At 64.3% G+C, this 15,958-nt stretch carries 14 protein-coding genes; 7 read left to right on the plus strand and 7 right to left on the minus strand.

Translation table 11 applies throughout. The features are described 5' to 3' along the window. Positions 1-13 precede the first annotated feature (13 nt). Entirely contained in the window at positions 14-718 is a 705-nt protein-coding gene (locus NH448_RS03505; RefSeq protein WP_213229948.1) for a class I SAM-dependent methyltransferase, read from the plus strand. Here NH448_RS03505 and plsB read toward each other — a convergent pair. Next, complete coding sequence (plsB, locus tag NH448_RS03510; protein WP_083970407.1) at positions 702-3,146, minus strand: glycerol-3-phosphate 1-O-acyltransferase PlsB; 2,445 nt, start codon at positions 3,144-3,146, stop codon at positions 702-704. The genes NH448_RS03505 and plsB overlap by 17 nt on opposite strands. A gap of 141 nt (positions 3,147-3,287) precedes the next feature. On the opposite strand from plsB, the gene NH448_RS03515 reads away from it, so the two are divergent. Continuing rightward, positions 3,288-4,400: a phospholipase D-like domain-containing protein gene (locus NH448_RS03515; protein ID WP_045992826.1), complete on the plus strand. Its 1,113-nt coding sequence runs from the start codon at positions 3,288-3,290 to the stop codon at positions 4,398-4,400. Between the two features lie 118 nt (positions 4,401-4,518). Here NH448_RS03515 and NH448_RS03520 read toward each other — a convergent pair whose 3' ends face one another. Next, entirely contained in the window at positions 4,519-5,271 is a 753-nt protein-coding gene (locus NH448_RS03520) for a YecA family protein (RefSeq protein WP_083970406.1), read from the minus strand. Positions 5,272-5,368: 97 nt separating this feature from the next. On the opposite strand from NH448_RS03520, the gene NH448_RS03525 reads away from it, so the two are divergent. From NH448_RS03525 to NH448_RS03535, 3 genes are all read left to right on the plus strand, one after another. After that, complete coding sequence (locus NH448_RS03525; RefSeq protein ID WP_045992825.1) at positions 5,369-5,959, plus strand: SprT-like domain-containing protein; 591 nt, start codon at positions 5,369-5,371, stop codon at positions 5,957-5,959. A gap of 170 nt (positions 5,960-6,129) precedes the next feature. Continuing rightward, positions 6,130-8,079 carry an acetate--CoA ligase gene (acs, locus tag NH448_RS03530; RefSeq protein ID WP_045992824.1) on the plus strand — a complete coding sequence of 650 codons (1,950 nt, stop codon included), beginning with the start codon at positions 6,130-6,132 and terminating at the stop codon, positions 8,077-8,079. Between the two features lie 234 nt (positions 8,080-8,313). Then, entirely contained in the window at positions 8,314-8,976 is a 663-nt protein-coding gene (locus NH448_RS03535) for a response regulator transcription factor (protein WP_045992823.1), read from the plus strand. A 108-nt stretch (positions 8,977-9,084) separates the two neighbouring features. Here the strand turns inward: NH448_RS03535 and NH448_RS03540 are convergent, their stop codons facing one another. Next, the gene (locus NH448_RS03540) at positions 9,085-10,032 is read right to left on the minus strand and encodes a LysR family transcriptional regulator (protein WP_045992822.1); all 948 of its coding nucleotides are present in this window, start codon (positions 10,030-10,032) and stop codon (positions 9,085-9,087) included. A gap of 248 nt (positions 10,033-10,280) precedes the next feature. On the opposite strand from NH448_RS03540, the gene NH448_RS03545 reads away from it, so the two are divergent. Together NH448_RS03545 and NH448_RS03550 are read left to right on the plus strand one after the other, a co-directional pair. Beyond that, on the plus strand, positions 10,281-11,780 hold the full coding sequence (locus NH448_RS03545; protein WP_045992821.1) for a CoA-acylating methylmalonate-semialdehyde dehydrogenase: 1,500 nt from the start codon (positions 10,281-10,283) through the stop codon (positions 11,778-11,780). Positions 11,781-12,019: 239 nt separating this feature from the next. After that, on the plus strand, positions 12,020-12,607 hold the full coding sequence (locus tag NH448_RS03550) for a peroxidase-related enzyme (protein WP_204248948.1): 588 nt from the start codon (positions 12,020-12,022) through the stop codon (positions 12,605-12,607). A 2-nt stretch (positions 12,608-12,609) separates the two neighbouring features. Here NH448_RS03550 and NH448_RS03555 read toward each other — a convergent pair whose 3' ends face one another. The 4 genes from NH448_RS03555 to NH448_RS23505 all read right to left on the minus strand — a co-directional run bounded on the left by NH448_RS03555 (position 12,610) and on the right by NH448_RS23505 (position 15,917). After that, the gene (locus NH448_RS03555) at positions 12,610-13,281 is read right to left on the minus strand and encodes a hypothetical protein (RefSeq protein ID WP_045992819.1); all 672 of its coding nucleotides are present in this window, start codon (positions 13,279-13,281) and stop codon (positions 12,610-12,612) included. Between the two features lie 179 nt (positions 13,282-13,460). Next, positions 13,461-14,612, minus strand: coding sequence for a diguanylate cyclase (locus tag NH448_RS03560; protein ID WP_052704349.1), 1,152 nt, complete (start codon positions 14,610-14,612; stop codon positions 13,461-13,463). A 240-nt stretch (positions 14,613-14,852) separates the two neighbouring features. Further along, positions 14,853-15,518, minus strand: coding sequence for a hypothetical protein (locus tag NH448_RS03565; protein ID WP_045992818.1), 666 nt, complete (start codon positions 15,516-15,518; stop codon positions 14,853-14,855). Positions 15,519-15,632: 114 nt separating this feature from the next. Continuing rightward, positions 15,633-15,917, minus strand: coding sequence for an XRE family transcriptional regulator (locus NH448_RS23505; protein WP_071211119.1), 285 nt, complete (start codon positions 15,915-15,917; stop codon positions 15,633-15,635). Positions 15,918-15,958: the final 41 nt, after the last annotated feature.

Here is a 15,958-nt window from a genome sequence, read left to right on the forward strand (position 1 = left end):
GCTGCCCTTCGTGTTGGACACCGACCCCGAGGCGGCGCTGGCGCTGGAACGGGATGACCAGGGTCGGCTGGTGCTGGTCGGTGACGAGGCCCGCTATGGCAAGCCGCTGTGGGTGGACTTCGTCGGTGGGCGAGCCGGCCACCGACGGCGTTTCGGCGGTGGGCGCGGTCAGCTGGTGGCTCGGGCCTGCGGTCTGGCCAAGGGCGTCACCCCGAGCATCATCGATGCCACCGCGGGTCTAGGCCGTGACGCCTTCGTGCTGGCGAGCCTGGGCGCCGAGGTGCTGCTGATCGAGCGGGTAGCCGCGATTGCGGCCCTGCTGGATGACGGACTCCGGCGTGCCCGGGAGGATAGCGACACTCAGGAAGCGGCGGCGCACATGCACCTTGCCCACGGCGACAGCAGTCGTGAGCTTGGCGCCATCGTGGCAGCGGCCGGGGTAGCCCCGGAGGTGATCCACCTGGACCCGATGTTCCCCCACCGCGACAAGTCGGCCCTGGTCAAGAAGGAGATGCGGCTGTTTCGCGAGTTGGCGGGGGACGATGACGATGCACCGCGGCTATTGGAAGCGGCGCTGGACGTCGCCAGCCACCGCGTGGTGGTCAAGCGTCCGCGCAAGGCGCCTGCCATAGCAGGCCCCGAGCCGAGGCATCGACTCGAGGAGAAGACCAGCCGCTACGACATCTACGTGCACCGCTCGCTCAAGGCTGAGCGCTGACCTCCGAGGGAGTCTCGACGGCCTCCTCGCGGTGACGGCTGATCAACGCCAGCCGCCGTCGCAGCGAGGCGTCGAGCAGGCGTGAGGCCCGCTGGGCCGCGCGCTTGAGGCACTCGTCGAAGTGCAGCCGGTCCTGCTCGAGCCACACCCAGCCTTCCTGTTCCAGGGTATCGATCAGGGTCTCGAACAGCTTGGGGTCGAAGAACTCCGGTGCCTCGCGACCGCTGAGCAGTCCAAGGCGTTCCGACAGCGCACGCGAGCGCTCCTTCAGGGTGGCCCGGTCCAGTGCCCCCGATCCGGATCGCAGCAGCACCTCGATCAGCAGGGCGTTGCGCTCCAGCGATGGCTGGATCATGCGGCCGATCAGCTCGAGGCGTTCTCGGCCTTCGAGGCTTTCCACCGGCGTAAAGCCTTCGCCATGGCGCTCCAGCAGCCCCAGGTCCACCTGGACGGCAAGAATGGCCGCGAGGCGTTCCTTCATGTCCGCGCTTTCATCGACACAGAACTCCCGGGCCAGCGGTGGCCAAAGCGGCGTCAACAGGTCGCAGAGTTCGTGGAGGCTGCGTTGGTGGCGGCTGCGAAAGGCGAAGGCGACCAGCGCCGGCAGGGCGAACAGGTGCAGCACGTTGTTGCGATACCAGGCCAGCAGTGCCGCTTGCTCGGGCGTGGCGCTAACGATGTCACCAAGGCTATGGGCGTGGCGCTCGACCATGTCCAGGTCCACCGCCCTGGCGATGCAGGCTTCCGGAGACTCGTCGGGCAGACTGGGTCTTTCGCCGCAGGCGGGGCTGTCGGCCAGGCGACAGAGCAGGGCGAGCTGGTCGGTCAGGGTGGCGTACTCCAGGGCGCGGTGCGGCGACGAGAGTAGCGCTAGGCCTGTCAGGTTGATGGCATTCAGCGCCGCCACCCGGTTGATGCGCCGGGTCAGGGATCTGCCAAGCGTGGTGACCGTCGGTGCCAGCCAGTCGGGGCGCGGCGACTCGTCGTCTCGCCAGCCGGGGGCGTGGCTATCGAGAAAGCCCCCGATGGGCAGCGGCTCGCCGATATTGACCGATACCCGGCCGTAGGGCTCGCGCAGACGTCCGAGCACCCGCAGCAGATCCAGCGGGGACTCCTTGCGCTTCTTGCCACCGCCCAGTTCGCGCTGGTAGCTGGAGTTCTCGAGAATACGCTCGTAGCCGATATAGACCGGAACAAAGACCATCGGCCGCTCGTCGACCCGCTGGCAGCGCAGGAAGGACCGCAGTGTCATCGCCAGCATGCCGGGACGAGGCGTGAGCATGCGACCGCTGCGGGAACGACCGCCTTCGATGAAGTACTCCATCGGATAGCCCCGGGCCAGCAGGCGGTGCAGATATTCGTTGAACACCGCGCCGTAGAGGCGGTTGTCGCGAAAGCTGCGACGCAGGAAGAAGGCGCCACCACGTCTCAGCAAAGGGCCGATCAACGGCATGTCAAGGTTGCGTCCTGCGGCGATGTGGGGCGGCATCAAGCCTTCGCGGTAGAGCACGTAGGACAGCAGCAGGTAGTCGATATGGCTGCGGTGGCAGGGCACGTAGATCAGGGTGTGATCCTCGGCCAGGGCCTTGACCTCTTCCAGACCATTGACGTCGACGCCGTCGTAGAGCCGGTTCCACAGGCGCTTCAAGGCGCCGGCCAGAAAGCGCAGCACCGGATAGGTCATGTTGGCCGCGATCTCGTGGCCATAGCGTCTGGCGCGTCGCTTGAGTCGTTTGCGTGAGCTGGCCTTCTCTGCCAGTTGGTCGATCTCCCGACGCACCTCGTCGCTTGCCACCACTCCCTGAATCATCGTGCTGCGGTGCGACAGGTCCGGCCCCAGCACCCGCGTACGCACCCGGCGAAAGTGTACCCGCAACAGCCTTGCCGCCTTGCGGTTGGTGCGTGGGGCGTCACCGTCATGCAGTTCTTCGAGGTGCAGCGGGGCGCCGAACTGGATTTCCACGTCGCGGCCGTTGACCAGCACCGACAGCGCTCGCCGCAGTCGTCCGGTCAGGCGCCAGCTGTCCGCTGCCAGCAGATGCCAGAGGCCGAAGTCCTTGCCCGGGGCTCGCCCCCAGAACACACTGACGGGCACCAGCTGTATCCGGGTGTCGCTGGTGATCAGCTCGGTGAAGGGCGCGACACCGGTGGCTTGGCCCGGCCACAGCCGGAACCGGCGTGCCGGCAGCGCCACGCAGCGCGGCAGGTTGCTGTCGGGCAGCGCCAACCGGCCACGCGCCGGGGGCAGGCCATGACGTTGGCAGTAGCTGTCCAGCAGCAGGGCGTCGCTCAGCGAGGGGCGCGGTAGCACATAGAGCGTCGGCAGCTGCGGATCCAGCGCCAGTTTATCCGGCGTCGGTTCCGCCAGCCGAACCTCGGTCCACAGTTCGATGAGTCGGCGCAGCGGTGCGCGAAGCATGCCAGGCATAGCAATTCCGTTGTTCGGGGCAGTAGGCGAGGACCGTCTGCGGGCCATCCATGTCGTGCCGTCAGTATAACGATCGGGTAGGGTGGCGCCATGATCTGCTTGATATCCGGTTGATATGACACCGCCAGGGAGACGTGCAGCATGACCACCGCGTGGCGACAGCATAATCGCGTCGATCTATTGCCGGAGGCCGATCGCTTCCTGCCGGCGCTGTTCGAGGCGGTGGCCGAGGCCCGTCAAAGCGTGCTGATCGAACTTTATCTGATGGAGTCCGGCGAACTGGCCGACCGCGTCATCGAGGCGCTGGTGGCCGCATCGCAGCGCGGCGTCGCCGTCTATCTACTGTTGGACGGTTTCGGCGCCATGGGGCTTTCAGGCCAGGATAGAGAACGCCTGGTCGCATCCGGCGTGTGGTTGCGGGACTTCAACCCGCTGGGCTGGCACTCGCTGGGACGCAACGTCAGTCGTGATCATCGCAAGCTGGTGGTGGTGGATCAGCGACTGGCCTTTACCGGGGGCTTTGGCGCCGTCGATGAGTTCCTGGCGGCCTGGTTCGAGGTGGCCGTGCGTGTCGAGGGCCCGGTGGTGGCCGACTGGGTGGCGCTGTTTGCCCAGGTGTGGAACTCGCCGCTGACCAGAGGCGCCCCGCAGGCGCCGGCGCTGCCGTCGCCGAGTGGCGAGAGGCGCCATGACCCTGGAGTCAGGGCACGGGTGATCTGGGGGCGGGGGTACCGCTTTCAGGCCATTCGCCACTCACTGCAGGAGCGAATCGCCCGCGCCGAACGGCGCCTGTGGCTGTGTACGCCCTACTTTGTGCCCACCCTGGGGCTGAGGCTCAGGCTGCAGCGCGCGGCGCGCAAGGGCCGTGACGTGCGCCTGCTGCTGCCAGGACGGGACCACGACCATCCCGGTATCCGCTACGCCGGGCAGCGCTTCTACTCTCGGTTGCTGCGGGCAGGGGTGCGCATCTACGAGTTCCAGCCAAGCTTCATCCACGCCAAGTTCGTGGTCGCCGATGACTGGGTCAGCCTGGGGTCCTGCAACTTCGACCACTGGAGCCTGCAGTGGAACCTCGAGGCCAATCAGGAGGTCGAGGACGCCGTCCTGGCCGACGAGGTCGCGGCGCTGTTCGAGCGCAATTTCGCGGCGAGTCGGGAGATCACCCGGGAAAGCTGGGCGCGCCGCTCCTGGTGGGCCAGGATCAGGACCTGGCTGTACGGCACCCTTGATGGCTGGCTGACCCGCTTGCGCTGAGGCGCCGGCTATCGCTTGCTCCGGTGCTGACCAGCGCCTGGCCTGTGACTCGCTATCGCTTGCCCTGTTATTCGCTATCGCTTGGCCTGCAACTCGCTAGCGCTTGGCCTGTTATTCGCTATCGCTTTCCTTTGGGGCCTTTGGCCTGGGGTCTGCCCTGGCCGCCCTTGCCCTTGTTGCCTTGGCTCTTGTTGCCAGGGCCCTTGTTGCCAGGGCCCTTGTGGCCTGCCTTGCCACCCCTGCCGCCGGCTGGCGCCTTGCCGCGGGGCTTGGGCTTGGGGGTGTCCGGCGGTACCCGGAAGTGCAGGTACAGATCCAGCACCAGTTCCGGCAACTGACCGACCAGGCGCTCGAGTCGCTCGCCTTCCCCGGCCAGATCGGCCATGTCGGGCTCGTCAGCGAACAGTCCCGACAGCGCCATGAAGGGCAACAGCAGTGTGGCCACGGTTTCTTCATCGCCCTCGAACCAGGCGCCCTCGTCGAGGAAGACGCCTTCCATGAAGCCGGCACACCAGTCGCCGATGGGCGTCTCTTCCGCCGCCATGCCGTCCAGCGTCAGCTCGAAGGGCAGCTCGGGAAGACCGCCGCCTTCCAGCACGCCGATAGCGTTGGTCCTGAGCTGCTCGAGCAGGCCCAGGATGATCTCCCTTTCCTGGTCGCTTTCGAACTCGGGGGTGCCGTGAAACAGCTCCGCGACCCAGGCGGCAGCCTCGACATCCCGCGGCGCCACCGCCAGCGCGACCAGGAAGCCGTGGGCGCCGATCAGGTCCAGCGCATCGGGACCGGCGCGCTCCTCGAGAAAGTCATCGAGCAGGTCCAGAGCGTCGTCTTCGAGCAAGGGGAGGGGGAGCGGCGTTTCGGCGTCGGACATGGGGCGCTCACTTGGCGAGGGGATGACTGGACGGTGGTCTTTACCGTCCCCGTTCGAGGCGGCATTCTAGCACTCCTTTACCTACTCTGACTGCGTCATGACCTCGACCCGGCCATCAATTCGCCCGCGCGCTCGCGGTGACTCTCCCACCCCGGTGTTGCCCGACGTCGACGACGCCTGGCTTCAGTCACTCGACGTCGCCGCCCTGCGCCAGGCGCTGATGGCAAGAGTCGTGGAGGCGGTGGCGCTGTGTCGTGACTATCATCCTGGGCTGCCGGAGCCGAAGGTGTGGTGCGATCTGCGCGGCAAGGGCGCAGGGCAGGCCCACTTCGGTCGCGGCGGACTGCGCTTCAATGGCCAGTTGTTGGAAGAGAACCGCCACGCCTTCTTCACCGAGGTGGTGCCCCACGAGGTGGCCCACTGGCTGGTCTGGCACCTGGAAGATGGGCCTACCTTTCGCCCCCATGGCAGGGAGTGGCAGACCGTCATGCTCAGGCTGTTCGGCTTGGCCCCCCGGGTCACCCATCGCTTCGATACCGCCCGCTCGAGCCCTGTCCCGTATCGCTATCGCTGCGCCTGTCGCGAGCACGGATTCTCGGCACGGCGTCACGCCAACGCCCAGGCCGGTCAGGAGTATCGCTGCCGGCACTGTCGCGGCCGACTGTGCCTGGTTGGGAAGAAGTGCTGAAATTTGCGCTTAACCTCTTGTTATAAAATAAAAAAATAGTCATACCAATGTCTAAGGGGAAACCCTGGCCTGGCGACGTTATGCTGGCTGTCAGGTTATTCGCGCCGGTCGGTCTCTCTTATTCAGGCGGCTGGCTCTTCACTTCGATGGGTATCCAAGGACAGAGCACCATGAGCGATCATCAGCACGTCTATCCGGTTTCCGATGCGTTTGCCAAGACCGCCTGGGCCGACAAGGCCACCTACGACAAGCTCTATCGGCAGTCGGTGGAAGATCCCGAGGGCTTCTGGAAGGAGCAGGCCGCACGCCTTGACTGGATCAAGCCGCCGCAGACCATCAAGTCGGTATCCTTCGCCAGCGACAATGTCGACATCCGCTGGTTCGAGGACGGCACCCTCAACGTGGCGGCCAACTGCCTGGATCGACACCTCGACAAGCGTGGCGACAAGCCGGCGATCATCTGGGAAGGGGACGATCCGAACGAATCTTCGGTGATCACCTACCGCGAGCTGTACGAGCGTACCTGCCAGCTGGCCAACGCCCTGAAAGGAATGGGGATCGGCAAGGGTGACACCGTGACCCTGTACATGCCGATGATCCCGGAAGCCGCCATGGCCATGCTGGCCTGCGCCCGTATCGGTGCGGTGCACTCGGTGGTGTTCGGCGGCTTTTCTCCCGACGCCCTGGCACAGCGGGTCAAGGACGCTGCCTCACGGGTCATCATCACCGCCGACCAGTCCGTACGCGGTGGCAAGCAGGTACCGCTGAAGGACAACGTCGACGCCGCCCTGACCCGTGATGGCACCGACGTGGCCGAGAAGGTGCTGGTGGTCAAGCGTACCGGCGGTGACATCGAATGGCACGAGGGACGTGACGTCTGGTACCACGACGCAGTGGCCGACCAGGACACCGACTGCCCCGCCGAAGAGATGGGCGCCGAGGATCCGCTGTTCATCCTGTATACCTCCGGCTCCACCGGCACCCCCAAGGGGCTCAAGCACACCACCGGCGGCTACCTGACCTACGCCAGCCTCACCCACCAGTACGTGTTCGACTATCACGAGGACGAGGTCTACTGGTGCACCGCGGACGTGGGCTGGGTCACCGGCCACAGCTACATCGTCTATGGGCCCCTGGCCAACGGTGCGGTGACCCTGATGTTCGAGGGGGTGCCGAGCTATCCGACCCACGGGCGGATGGGTGAGATCGTCGACAAGCACAAGGTCAGTATCCTTTACACCGCCCCCACCGCAGTGCGCGCCCTGATGGCCCACGGCGACAAGGTGATGGACTCCAGCTCTCGGGATAGCCTGCGCCTGCTTGGCTCGGTGGGCGAGCCGATCAACCCCGAGGCCTGGGAGTGGTTCTACCGGGTGATCGGCAACAGCAAATGCCCGATCGTCGATACCTGGTGGCAGACCGAGACCGGCGGCATCATGATCACCCCGTTGCCCGGTGCCATCGACCAGAAGCCGGGCTCCGCGACCCTGCCGTTTTTCGGTGTGCAGCCGGCGCTGGTGGACAACGAAGGCAAGCGCCTCGAGGGCGCCACCGACGGCAACCTGGTCATCCTCGATTCCTGGCCGGGACAGGCGCGCTCCATCTGGAACAATCACGAGCGCTTCATCCAGACCTACTTCTCCACCTACGAGGGGACTTACTTCACCGGTGACGGCTGTCGCCGTGACGAGGACGGCTACTACTGGATCACCGGCCGGGTGGACGACGTCCTCAACGTGTCCGGTCACCGCATGGGCACCGCCGAGATCGAGTCCTCGCTGGTGGCACACTCAGCGGTGGCCGAGGCCGCCGTGGTGGGCTTCCCCCATGACATCAAGGGGCAGGGTATCTATATCTACGTGACCCTCAACGACGAGGCCGAACCCACCGACGAGCTCAAGAAGGAACTGACCCAGTGGGTGCGCAAGGACATCGGCCCGATCGCCTCGCCGGATCATATCCAGTGGGCACCGGGACTGCCCAAGACCCGCTCGGGCAAGATCATGCGCCGGATTCTGCGCAAGATTGCCGCCAATGAGTGCGATGGCCTCGGCGACACCAGTACCCTGGCCGATCCTTCGGTGGTCGAGGATCTGATCGAGCACCGCGCCGCCAAGTAAGGCTCATGGCGTAACAGCAGGTCCTGCGGGCCGGCTGCCGGAAACTTCCGGCGCCGGCCCGTTTTTGCATAGTGATGGAGGCCGCAGAGTCGGCACCACGGGTAGCCGTTGAGGATGCTTGCGTCAGGGCGCTTGGGAAAGCCGGCAACCATGGGGTAACATGCTGTGCAAACAAGCGTCTTGCGTTGCGGCGTCCAGGCCTGACACGCTGCATCGGAATCCGGAGGAGAGTCCATGGCCTTTGCCCAGAAATTCATCGTAGCCGATGATCATCCGCTGTTCCGTGCCGCCCTGACGCAGGCGCTTCGCCAGCTCGCGCCCCAGGCCGAAATCATCGAGGCCGACACCATGGAGGCCACCTCGGACGTGGTCATTCGCCACCCCGACGCGGACCTGATCCTGCTCGATCTGCACATGCCTGGAGCCCACGGCTTCTCCGGGCTGATCCAGCTGCGTGGTCAGACCCCGGATGTGCCGGTGGCGGTGGTATCCGGCAGCGATGAAGTGCACGTCGTGCGCCGCGCCATCGACTACGGTGCCTCGGGGTTCATTCCCAAGTCCTCGTCGCTGGCGTTGATCGCCGAGGCGGTGGGCGAGATCCTCGACGGCGAAGTGTGGCTGCCGGAAGAGATGGCCGACGCCCTGGGTGAGGCCAACGAGGAAGAGGCGCGCTTTGCCGAGGCCATCGCCTCGCTGACGCCTCAGCAGTTCCGCGTACTCAACATGTTGACCGAAGGCCTGCTCAACAAGCAGATCGCCTACGAGCTGAACGTCTCCGAGGCCACCATCAAGGCCCACGTGACCGCCATCCTCAGAAAGCTGGGCGTGCACTCGCGCACCCAGGCGGTGATCGCTGCCCAGAAGCTCGAGGTCGAGCCACCCAAGGTCGAATCCTGACGCGGTTGCTTGCGCATCGACGACACCCCGCCCAGGCGGGGTGTCGTGGTTCTGGAGCGGGGGCCTAGTCCTATGCTGGCGCCGGCCCTGGTGGCAGCCAGCCGGTGTTCATTCGACGTCGTCCGGCAGCACCAGCCGGTCATGGCGTCCCATCAGAAAATCCTGATTCATTGCCAGCGCCTCGCGCAGGAAGTCCCACAGCAGACGCACCCGGGCAAGCTGGCGCTGCTCCTGCCGGGCGGTGATCCAGAACTGACGCACCACCGACACTTCGTCCTCCAGCAGCGGCATCAGCCCGTCTCGTCCCGCCGTCATGAAGCACGGCAGAATGCCCAGGCCTGCGCCGCTCTCGGTGGCCATCATCTGGGTCGTCACGCTGGTGCTGCGAAGCGCAAAGTGGGTCTGCTGCGCCTGTTGCACCTCCGGCGACAGTAGCGGATCCAGGTAGTTGAGCTGCTCGCTGAACAACAGGTCGTCCACGTAGCCGATCAGCGGATGTGTGCCCAGCTGGGCAAGCTGCTGCGGTGCCCCGTGGCGCTCGACGTAGTGCCTCGCCGCGTAGAGCTTGAGCCGGTAGTCGCACAGTCGCGAGGTGACCAGACCGGGGTTGCCCGGTCGTTCGATGGTGATCGCCAGGTCTGCTTCATGGCGGCTGAGATTGACCACGCGAGGCAGCGCCAGCAGGTCCAGGGTGAGGCCGGGATGACGCCGGCAGAAGGCGCTGAGCAGCGGGGCCACCACCCAGGTCCCGAAGCCTTCGGTCACGCCAAGTCGGATCTGGCCCTCCAGGCGCAGGTTCTGATCGGTCAGGCTGTCGGCGGCCTCGTCGGCGTGTCGGGCCATCTGTTCCGCGTGGCTCTTCAGACGTTCGCCGGCGGGAGTCAGGCGGTAGCCGTGGGTGCTGCGTTCGAACAACTGGGTGTTGAGTCGCTGTTCGAAGCGGCGGGTTCGCCGCGACAGGGTCGAGTGGTCAACGCCCAGCCGTCGGGCGGCGTCGGACAGGCGGGCATGCCTGGCCACCTCGAGAAAGACCTGAAGATCCTGCCAGTCGAGCAAAAATCACCTCCGCTGAGCGACGACGTCGTGGACTTCGATGTGTTTGTGGTTGTGCATCAGTGCACAAGCAATGTGCCTGTCTGGCCGTTGTTTGGCCATCCTACCTGTGTCTAGACTGGTCAGCATGGATAGCCGTGCCGTGGTGCACACCGCCACGGCGATCAAGGCGGCTGCTGGCATGGCAGTACGCCCAGTCCATCTCATACGACGCCACGCTCATGCACAACGACAACAGCCGGAGCACGCCCATGTCAGTCCGCGAAATTCCCATGATCATCGATGGCCAGGCCGTCCCCTCGCAGTCCAGCGAATGGCGCGATGTGATCAATCCGGCGACCCAGCAAGTGGTCGCGCGGGTGCCGTTCTGTACCCTGGAGGAGGTCGACCGGGCCGTTGCCAGCGCCCATCAGGCCTTTGCCACCTGGCGCAAGGTGCCGCTGGCCAAGCGCATGCGCATCATGCTCAAGCTGCAGGCGCTGATTCGCGAGCATACCCCGGAGCTTGCCGCCCTGATCACCGAGGAGCACGGCAAGACCCTGCCCGACGCCGAAGGTGAAGTCGGTCGTGGTCTCGAGGTGGTCGAACACGCCTGCTCGATCACCTCGCTGCAACTGGGGGAGCTGGCCGAGAACGCCGCCAACGAGGTGGACGTCTACACCCTCAACCAGCCGCTGGGGGTAGGTGCCGGCATCACCGCCTTCAACTTCCCCATCATGTTGCCCTGCTTCATGTTCCCGCTGGCCATTGCCACCGGCAACACCTTCGTGCTGAAGCCCTCCGAACAGGACCCGAGCTCCACCCTGCGCCTGGTGGAACTGGCGCTCGAGGCCGGTGTCCCCGCCGGTGTGCTCAACGTGGTGCATGGCGGCCCTGATGTCGCCAATCACCTGTGCGAGCACCCGGATATCAAGGCCATGTCGTTTATCGGGTCCACCCATGTCGGCACCCAGCTTTATCGCCGTGCCAGCGAGTCCGGCAAGCGCGCTCAAGCCATGATGGGTGCCAAGAACCACTGTGTGGTGATGCCTGACGCCAACCGCTCTCAGGCCATCAACAACCTGCTGGGGTCGGCCTTCGGCGCCGCCGGCCAGCGCTGCATGGCCAACTCGGTGGTGGTGCTGGTCGGCCAGGCCCGGGAGTGGCTCGAGGATATCGTCGAGGGGGCTCGCAACATGAAGGTGGGGCCGGGCACCGACCGCGAGGCGGATCTCGGGCCTCTGGTGTCACCGGCGGCCAAGGATCGTGTCGAAGGCTTGATCGCCAAGGGCGAACAGGAAGGCGCTCGGCTGCTGGTCGACGGACGTGGCTGCCAGGTCGAGGGCTACCCCGACGGCAACTTCGTCGGCCCAACCCTGTTCGCCGGCGTGACGGCGGACATGAGCATCTATCGTGAAGAGGTGTTCGGTCCGGTGCTGTGCGTGGTCGAGGTGGACACGCTGGACGAGGCCATCGCCTTCGTCAACGCCAACCCCAACGGCAATGGTACTTCCATCTTCACCAATTCCGGCTGGGTGGCGCGTCGCTTCGAGAGCGATATCGATGTCGGTCAGGTGGGCATCAATGTGCCGATCCCGGTGCCGGTGGCCTACTTCAGTTTTACCGGCTCGCGCGCCTCCAAGTTGGGTGACCTTGGCCCCAATGGCAAGCAGGCCATCAGCTTCTGGACCCAGACCAAGACGGTGACCGCGCGCTGGTTCGAGCCGGAAAACGTCTCGAGCGGCATCAACAGCACCATCTCGCTCGGCTGATCCAGGGCCGAGCAGGCATGCTGACGCAGCGGCCACGTCTTGTCTGACTCGAGCTCTCGGGCCTGGCCCGGCTGCAGGCTGCGATGCCCCCATCAAGGGGGCATCGTCGTTTTCGGCAGCGGCGACCCGGCATTCGATCAAAGTACCAGAGCACTAAATTGACCTTTACGTTAACGTCAATGTATTGCCTGGCCCTTCTTCCATGCCCACGTCAGCCCGGAGCCCCCATGAGCCCCTCGATCAGCCCATCTCTCAGCCGCTTTCCCGTCCCCGAATCACTGAACGATCTGCCCGATGATATCCGTGACAGCATCCTGGCGGTTCAGGAGAAGGCGGGCTTCGTGCCTAATGTCTTCTTGATGCTGGCCCATCGGCCGGCGGAGTTTCGTGCCTTCTTCGCCTATCACGATGCGCTGATGGAGCGTGAGTCCGATAGCCTGACCAAGGCCGAGAAGGAGATGATCGTGGTCGCCACCAGCGCCCGCAACCACTGCCTCTACTGCGTGGTGGCTCATGGAGCGCTGGTCAGGATCTACAGCAAGGATCCTCTGCTCGCCGACCAGGTGGCGGTCAACCATCGCAGTTCTGGCTTGAGCGAGCGACATCGCGTCATGCTGGACTTCTCGCTGCACTGCGCAATCGATCTGGGTGAGCTGACCGATGAGTGGGAGCAACGTCTGCAGGCGGTGGGGTTCAGCCGCGACGATATCTGGGATATCGGTGCGATCTGCGCCTTCTTTGGGCTGTCCAACCGCCTGGTGACCTTGACCGGGACGCCACCCAACCCGGAATTCTATTTGATGGGCAGGGTGCCCAGAGACGCCTGAACTCAGCCCATCAGCTTCGACAGTGGTTGCTCTGCCAGATCGGCAAGCCAGTGGGTGAGGGCGGAGCGCTGGGCCGCATGAAGGACCAGGCCCACGGTGTCATCGCTGTCGGCGGGGGAGTCATCGTGGGGCAGGCTGACGGCGAAGTCGCCTTCTTCCAAGTGGAACTCGTGAATCTCGCGCAGGCCTACCGGGGTCTCGCAGCGAATCGAGCGGTAGCTGTCGTCTTCGCCATAGATGAGGCGATGGCAGACCTTGTAGCGTGTGTAGAGCGAGAGTCCGCCGGGGAAGGCCGGCCACTTCGCCGGGTGAAGGCGAATATCGCTATCCAGCCCCATGGCATTGGCCTCGGCGCTGGACAACGCCTCTTCCAGGGCCGGGGCGAGCAGTGGGTGTGACTGGGTGTGTGGTGCGGCGTTGATGAGGTCATGAGGGCGGTGGATGTCGGCGTCCCGGAAGTTCAGGGTGTGCTGTTCGCAGTCGCCGTTTTCCCAGCCATCGAGCAGTCGTAACGTCAGTCGGCCCTGGCGCATCGGCGCGAAGACCAGCAGATTGAGGGCCAGCAGTAGATGCAGGCGTCGCTCGCTGGTCTGGTTGTCGAAGGCGGTATAGGGCGAACTGAATAGCCGATGCAGGCGACCGGGCGCGTGTTCCTTGGCTTCATGGTAGGACATGGGGCATTTTCCTCGAGACCGTACGACAACCAGCACATGCCACCATCAGGACCTGGTTGAAGCAGGGGCGTCTGCCGAGCTTCCCGCATGCCCTGATCGAGGCTTTTTATTTTAGACCCAACTTTATTAGCAGAAATTTAAATTTTTATCGAGACAATGCCGAGCCAGGCGAGTGGAAGTCAGTGATCGTCACTCTGGGCGGCCGTTGAACTGGTTGTCTTCTCTGCTGCCTGGGCGGGGGCTGGCAACGTCTTGGCTGAGGTCTTCGAGGCGGCCTCTGCGGCACTGCGCTTTCTGGCTTCCTTGTTGCGATACATCATGGCGTCGGCGGCGCGCAGCAGTTCTTCCTCGCGCAGGTAGTCTCGATCCCCGGTCTCGGCGACGCCCAGGCTGATCGAGAAGTTCGGGTACTTGCTCTGGAAGGCCAGTTCAATCTTGCTGCCGATGGTCTTGGCGCTCTTGGCGTCACAGTCTGGCAGGATACAGCAGAATTCATCCCCCCCGAGGCGGCAGCAGATGTCGCTGCTGCGGACCGTTTCACGCATGATCTGGCCGAAGGTGACAAGGATTTCATCACCCTTGTGGTGGCCGTGGGTATCGTTGATCTGCTTGAAGTCATCGATATCGCAGTAGATCAGGCTGACCAGCGAGTGACGTCGCTCGGCCATGCGGATCTCCCTGTTCAGGGCCTCGCTCATGCCTCGCTTGTTGAACAGCCCGGTAAGGGCGTCCTTTTCTGCGTAGGCGGCCAGCTCCTTGGTCTTCTCTTCCAGGTTGCGAGCGTAGAGCTCCATTCGGCGCTTGGCGCTGTGGACCTCGTTGAGCAGGGTATCGATATAGGTATCGAAGACCAGGGTGATATCGAAGTACATCAATTTGTCGAGGTTGTTCTTCGCCGACTTGGTCGCCTGCACGTCCTCGAGGTTCTCGTCGATGACGCGAAACAGGATTTCCTTGAGCGTGCGCATGGCGGCCAGAAACAGCTTGGGTTCGACGCCGATACGCTTGTGCACCAGACCGATGCGCAGCCGACTGTTGACGTATTCCGCGTCGTAGTAGCCGGTGAAGATGTCGAGGACGTACTGGCGCTGGGCCGAGCGCAGTCGCTGCAGGGTCTCGGAGTCGCCGATCAGCAGGCTGATCTCGTCGATCTCGGTCTGCCGCTCGTAGAACTCTTCGACGATGATTTCGATATGCTCGTTGATGAGGGGTTTGAGCGCTGCCAGATCGGCCAGGTCGGCTTCGTCGAGGCTCAGGAATTCCTTGCGACGCTGGATCTCGACCTCGCTGATGTGCATCTGTTCCAGCAGGGACTTGTCGATTGGCCTCATGGCAACTCTCACTGGATGGGTGCGACCACTGCGGAACGACATCGAGCCGTGCGGCCGCACCATGTCTTGAAGGCTACCTTCAAGATATATCGTGGATTGGAGACTCCTGCATCGCATTTTCGCGGTTTTACACGCAATTGACACACACCTATTCCACGCGGTGCGCGATCAAGTACACCATCCTAGGTATGCTGTGGATCTAGTGCTGGAGAGGGGGAAAGTTGGCGCCTGGCCCTAAGTCTATTGAATGACCGAACGCAACAGCTCACCAACGTTGCCACTCTGGGACGGCAATGCCAGCAGGGCAGGATCGGGCGACGTCGCCGTCAGGCTGGCCACCTGAAACTTGTCGCCAAAACGCAGAAGTCCGAGCCCCTGTTGCTCGAGCCTTGCCGCCACCGGGTCCGGTTGCCCCGACAGAATGCTCTGATAGCGGTCGACGACCCGTAAAAGCTCGATGACCTCCGGTCGCTGGCTGAGTACCAGTTCATCCTCTCGGCGATCGCCCTCCTGGGTAATCCAGTCAAGACGATAGACCTCGCCCTCGATGCCGGCGACGCTTTCCCGCGTGCCGACAGGCTCCAGCGACAGCACCTGCTGGGCCTGGTAACTGCCGAGGTCGGACAGGTCCTGGCCACCGAGTTGCCCGGCGATGGATTGAACATCGCGGATGCCCAGCACCACCGTCTGACCACCGAAGTTGGTGACCACGTGGCCCTTGCCGTCTCTCAACAGCAGATAGCCCTTGGCCGCGTGGCGGGGAAAGTCCAGGCGCAGTTGATCACCGATCCAGCGTGCGGTGACGGCGCTCTCGGGGTCGCCACTGCCATCGACCAGGGTGGCCTGGCCATCGGCCAGGGCGCTTGCAGACACACATAGCAGACAAGCCGCTAGCAGACGGCGCATCGATGATTCCTCATGGCATGAAGATCAAGGGGAAGGGCGGGGCAATGGCTCGCGCGAACAAGACGCGGCGCCCTGGCAGAATTGCCTTCCGGGGCGCCGTCCAGCACGGGCCAATCAGGAGAGTGACAGATGGCCATCGTCGATGATGCGGCGAATGGCCTGCAGCTCGTCGCAGGTGAAGTGTTCCAGTCGTCCCGACAGCAGATCACTGATCTTCTGCATGGGGAGACCCGCGCGGCGTGCGATCTCGCGGCTTCCGAGATCAGATACGGCGATAAGCCGCGTAACAATGCGCATCAGTCGTGTGCGCTGTTCCAGGTCCCTGACATCGAGGTCAGGGCATCGTCGAGGAGGCGGTTCGGAAGCGTCTGCTCGAGACAAGGAATCTGCGGTGCTCATGGTACTCCAATGGGCGTTTTCGACCCCTACAGCATGCAACC

It is taken from the genome of Halomonas sp. OfavH-34-E, assembly GCF_024124525.1.
GTDB classification, from domain to species: domain Bacteria; phylum Pseudomonadota; class Gammaproteobacteria; order Pseudomonadales; family Halomonadaceae; genus Halomonas; species Halomonas litopenaei.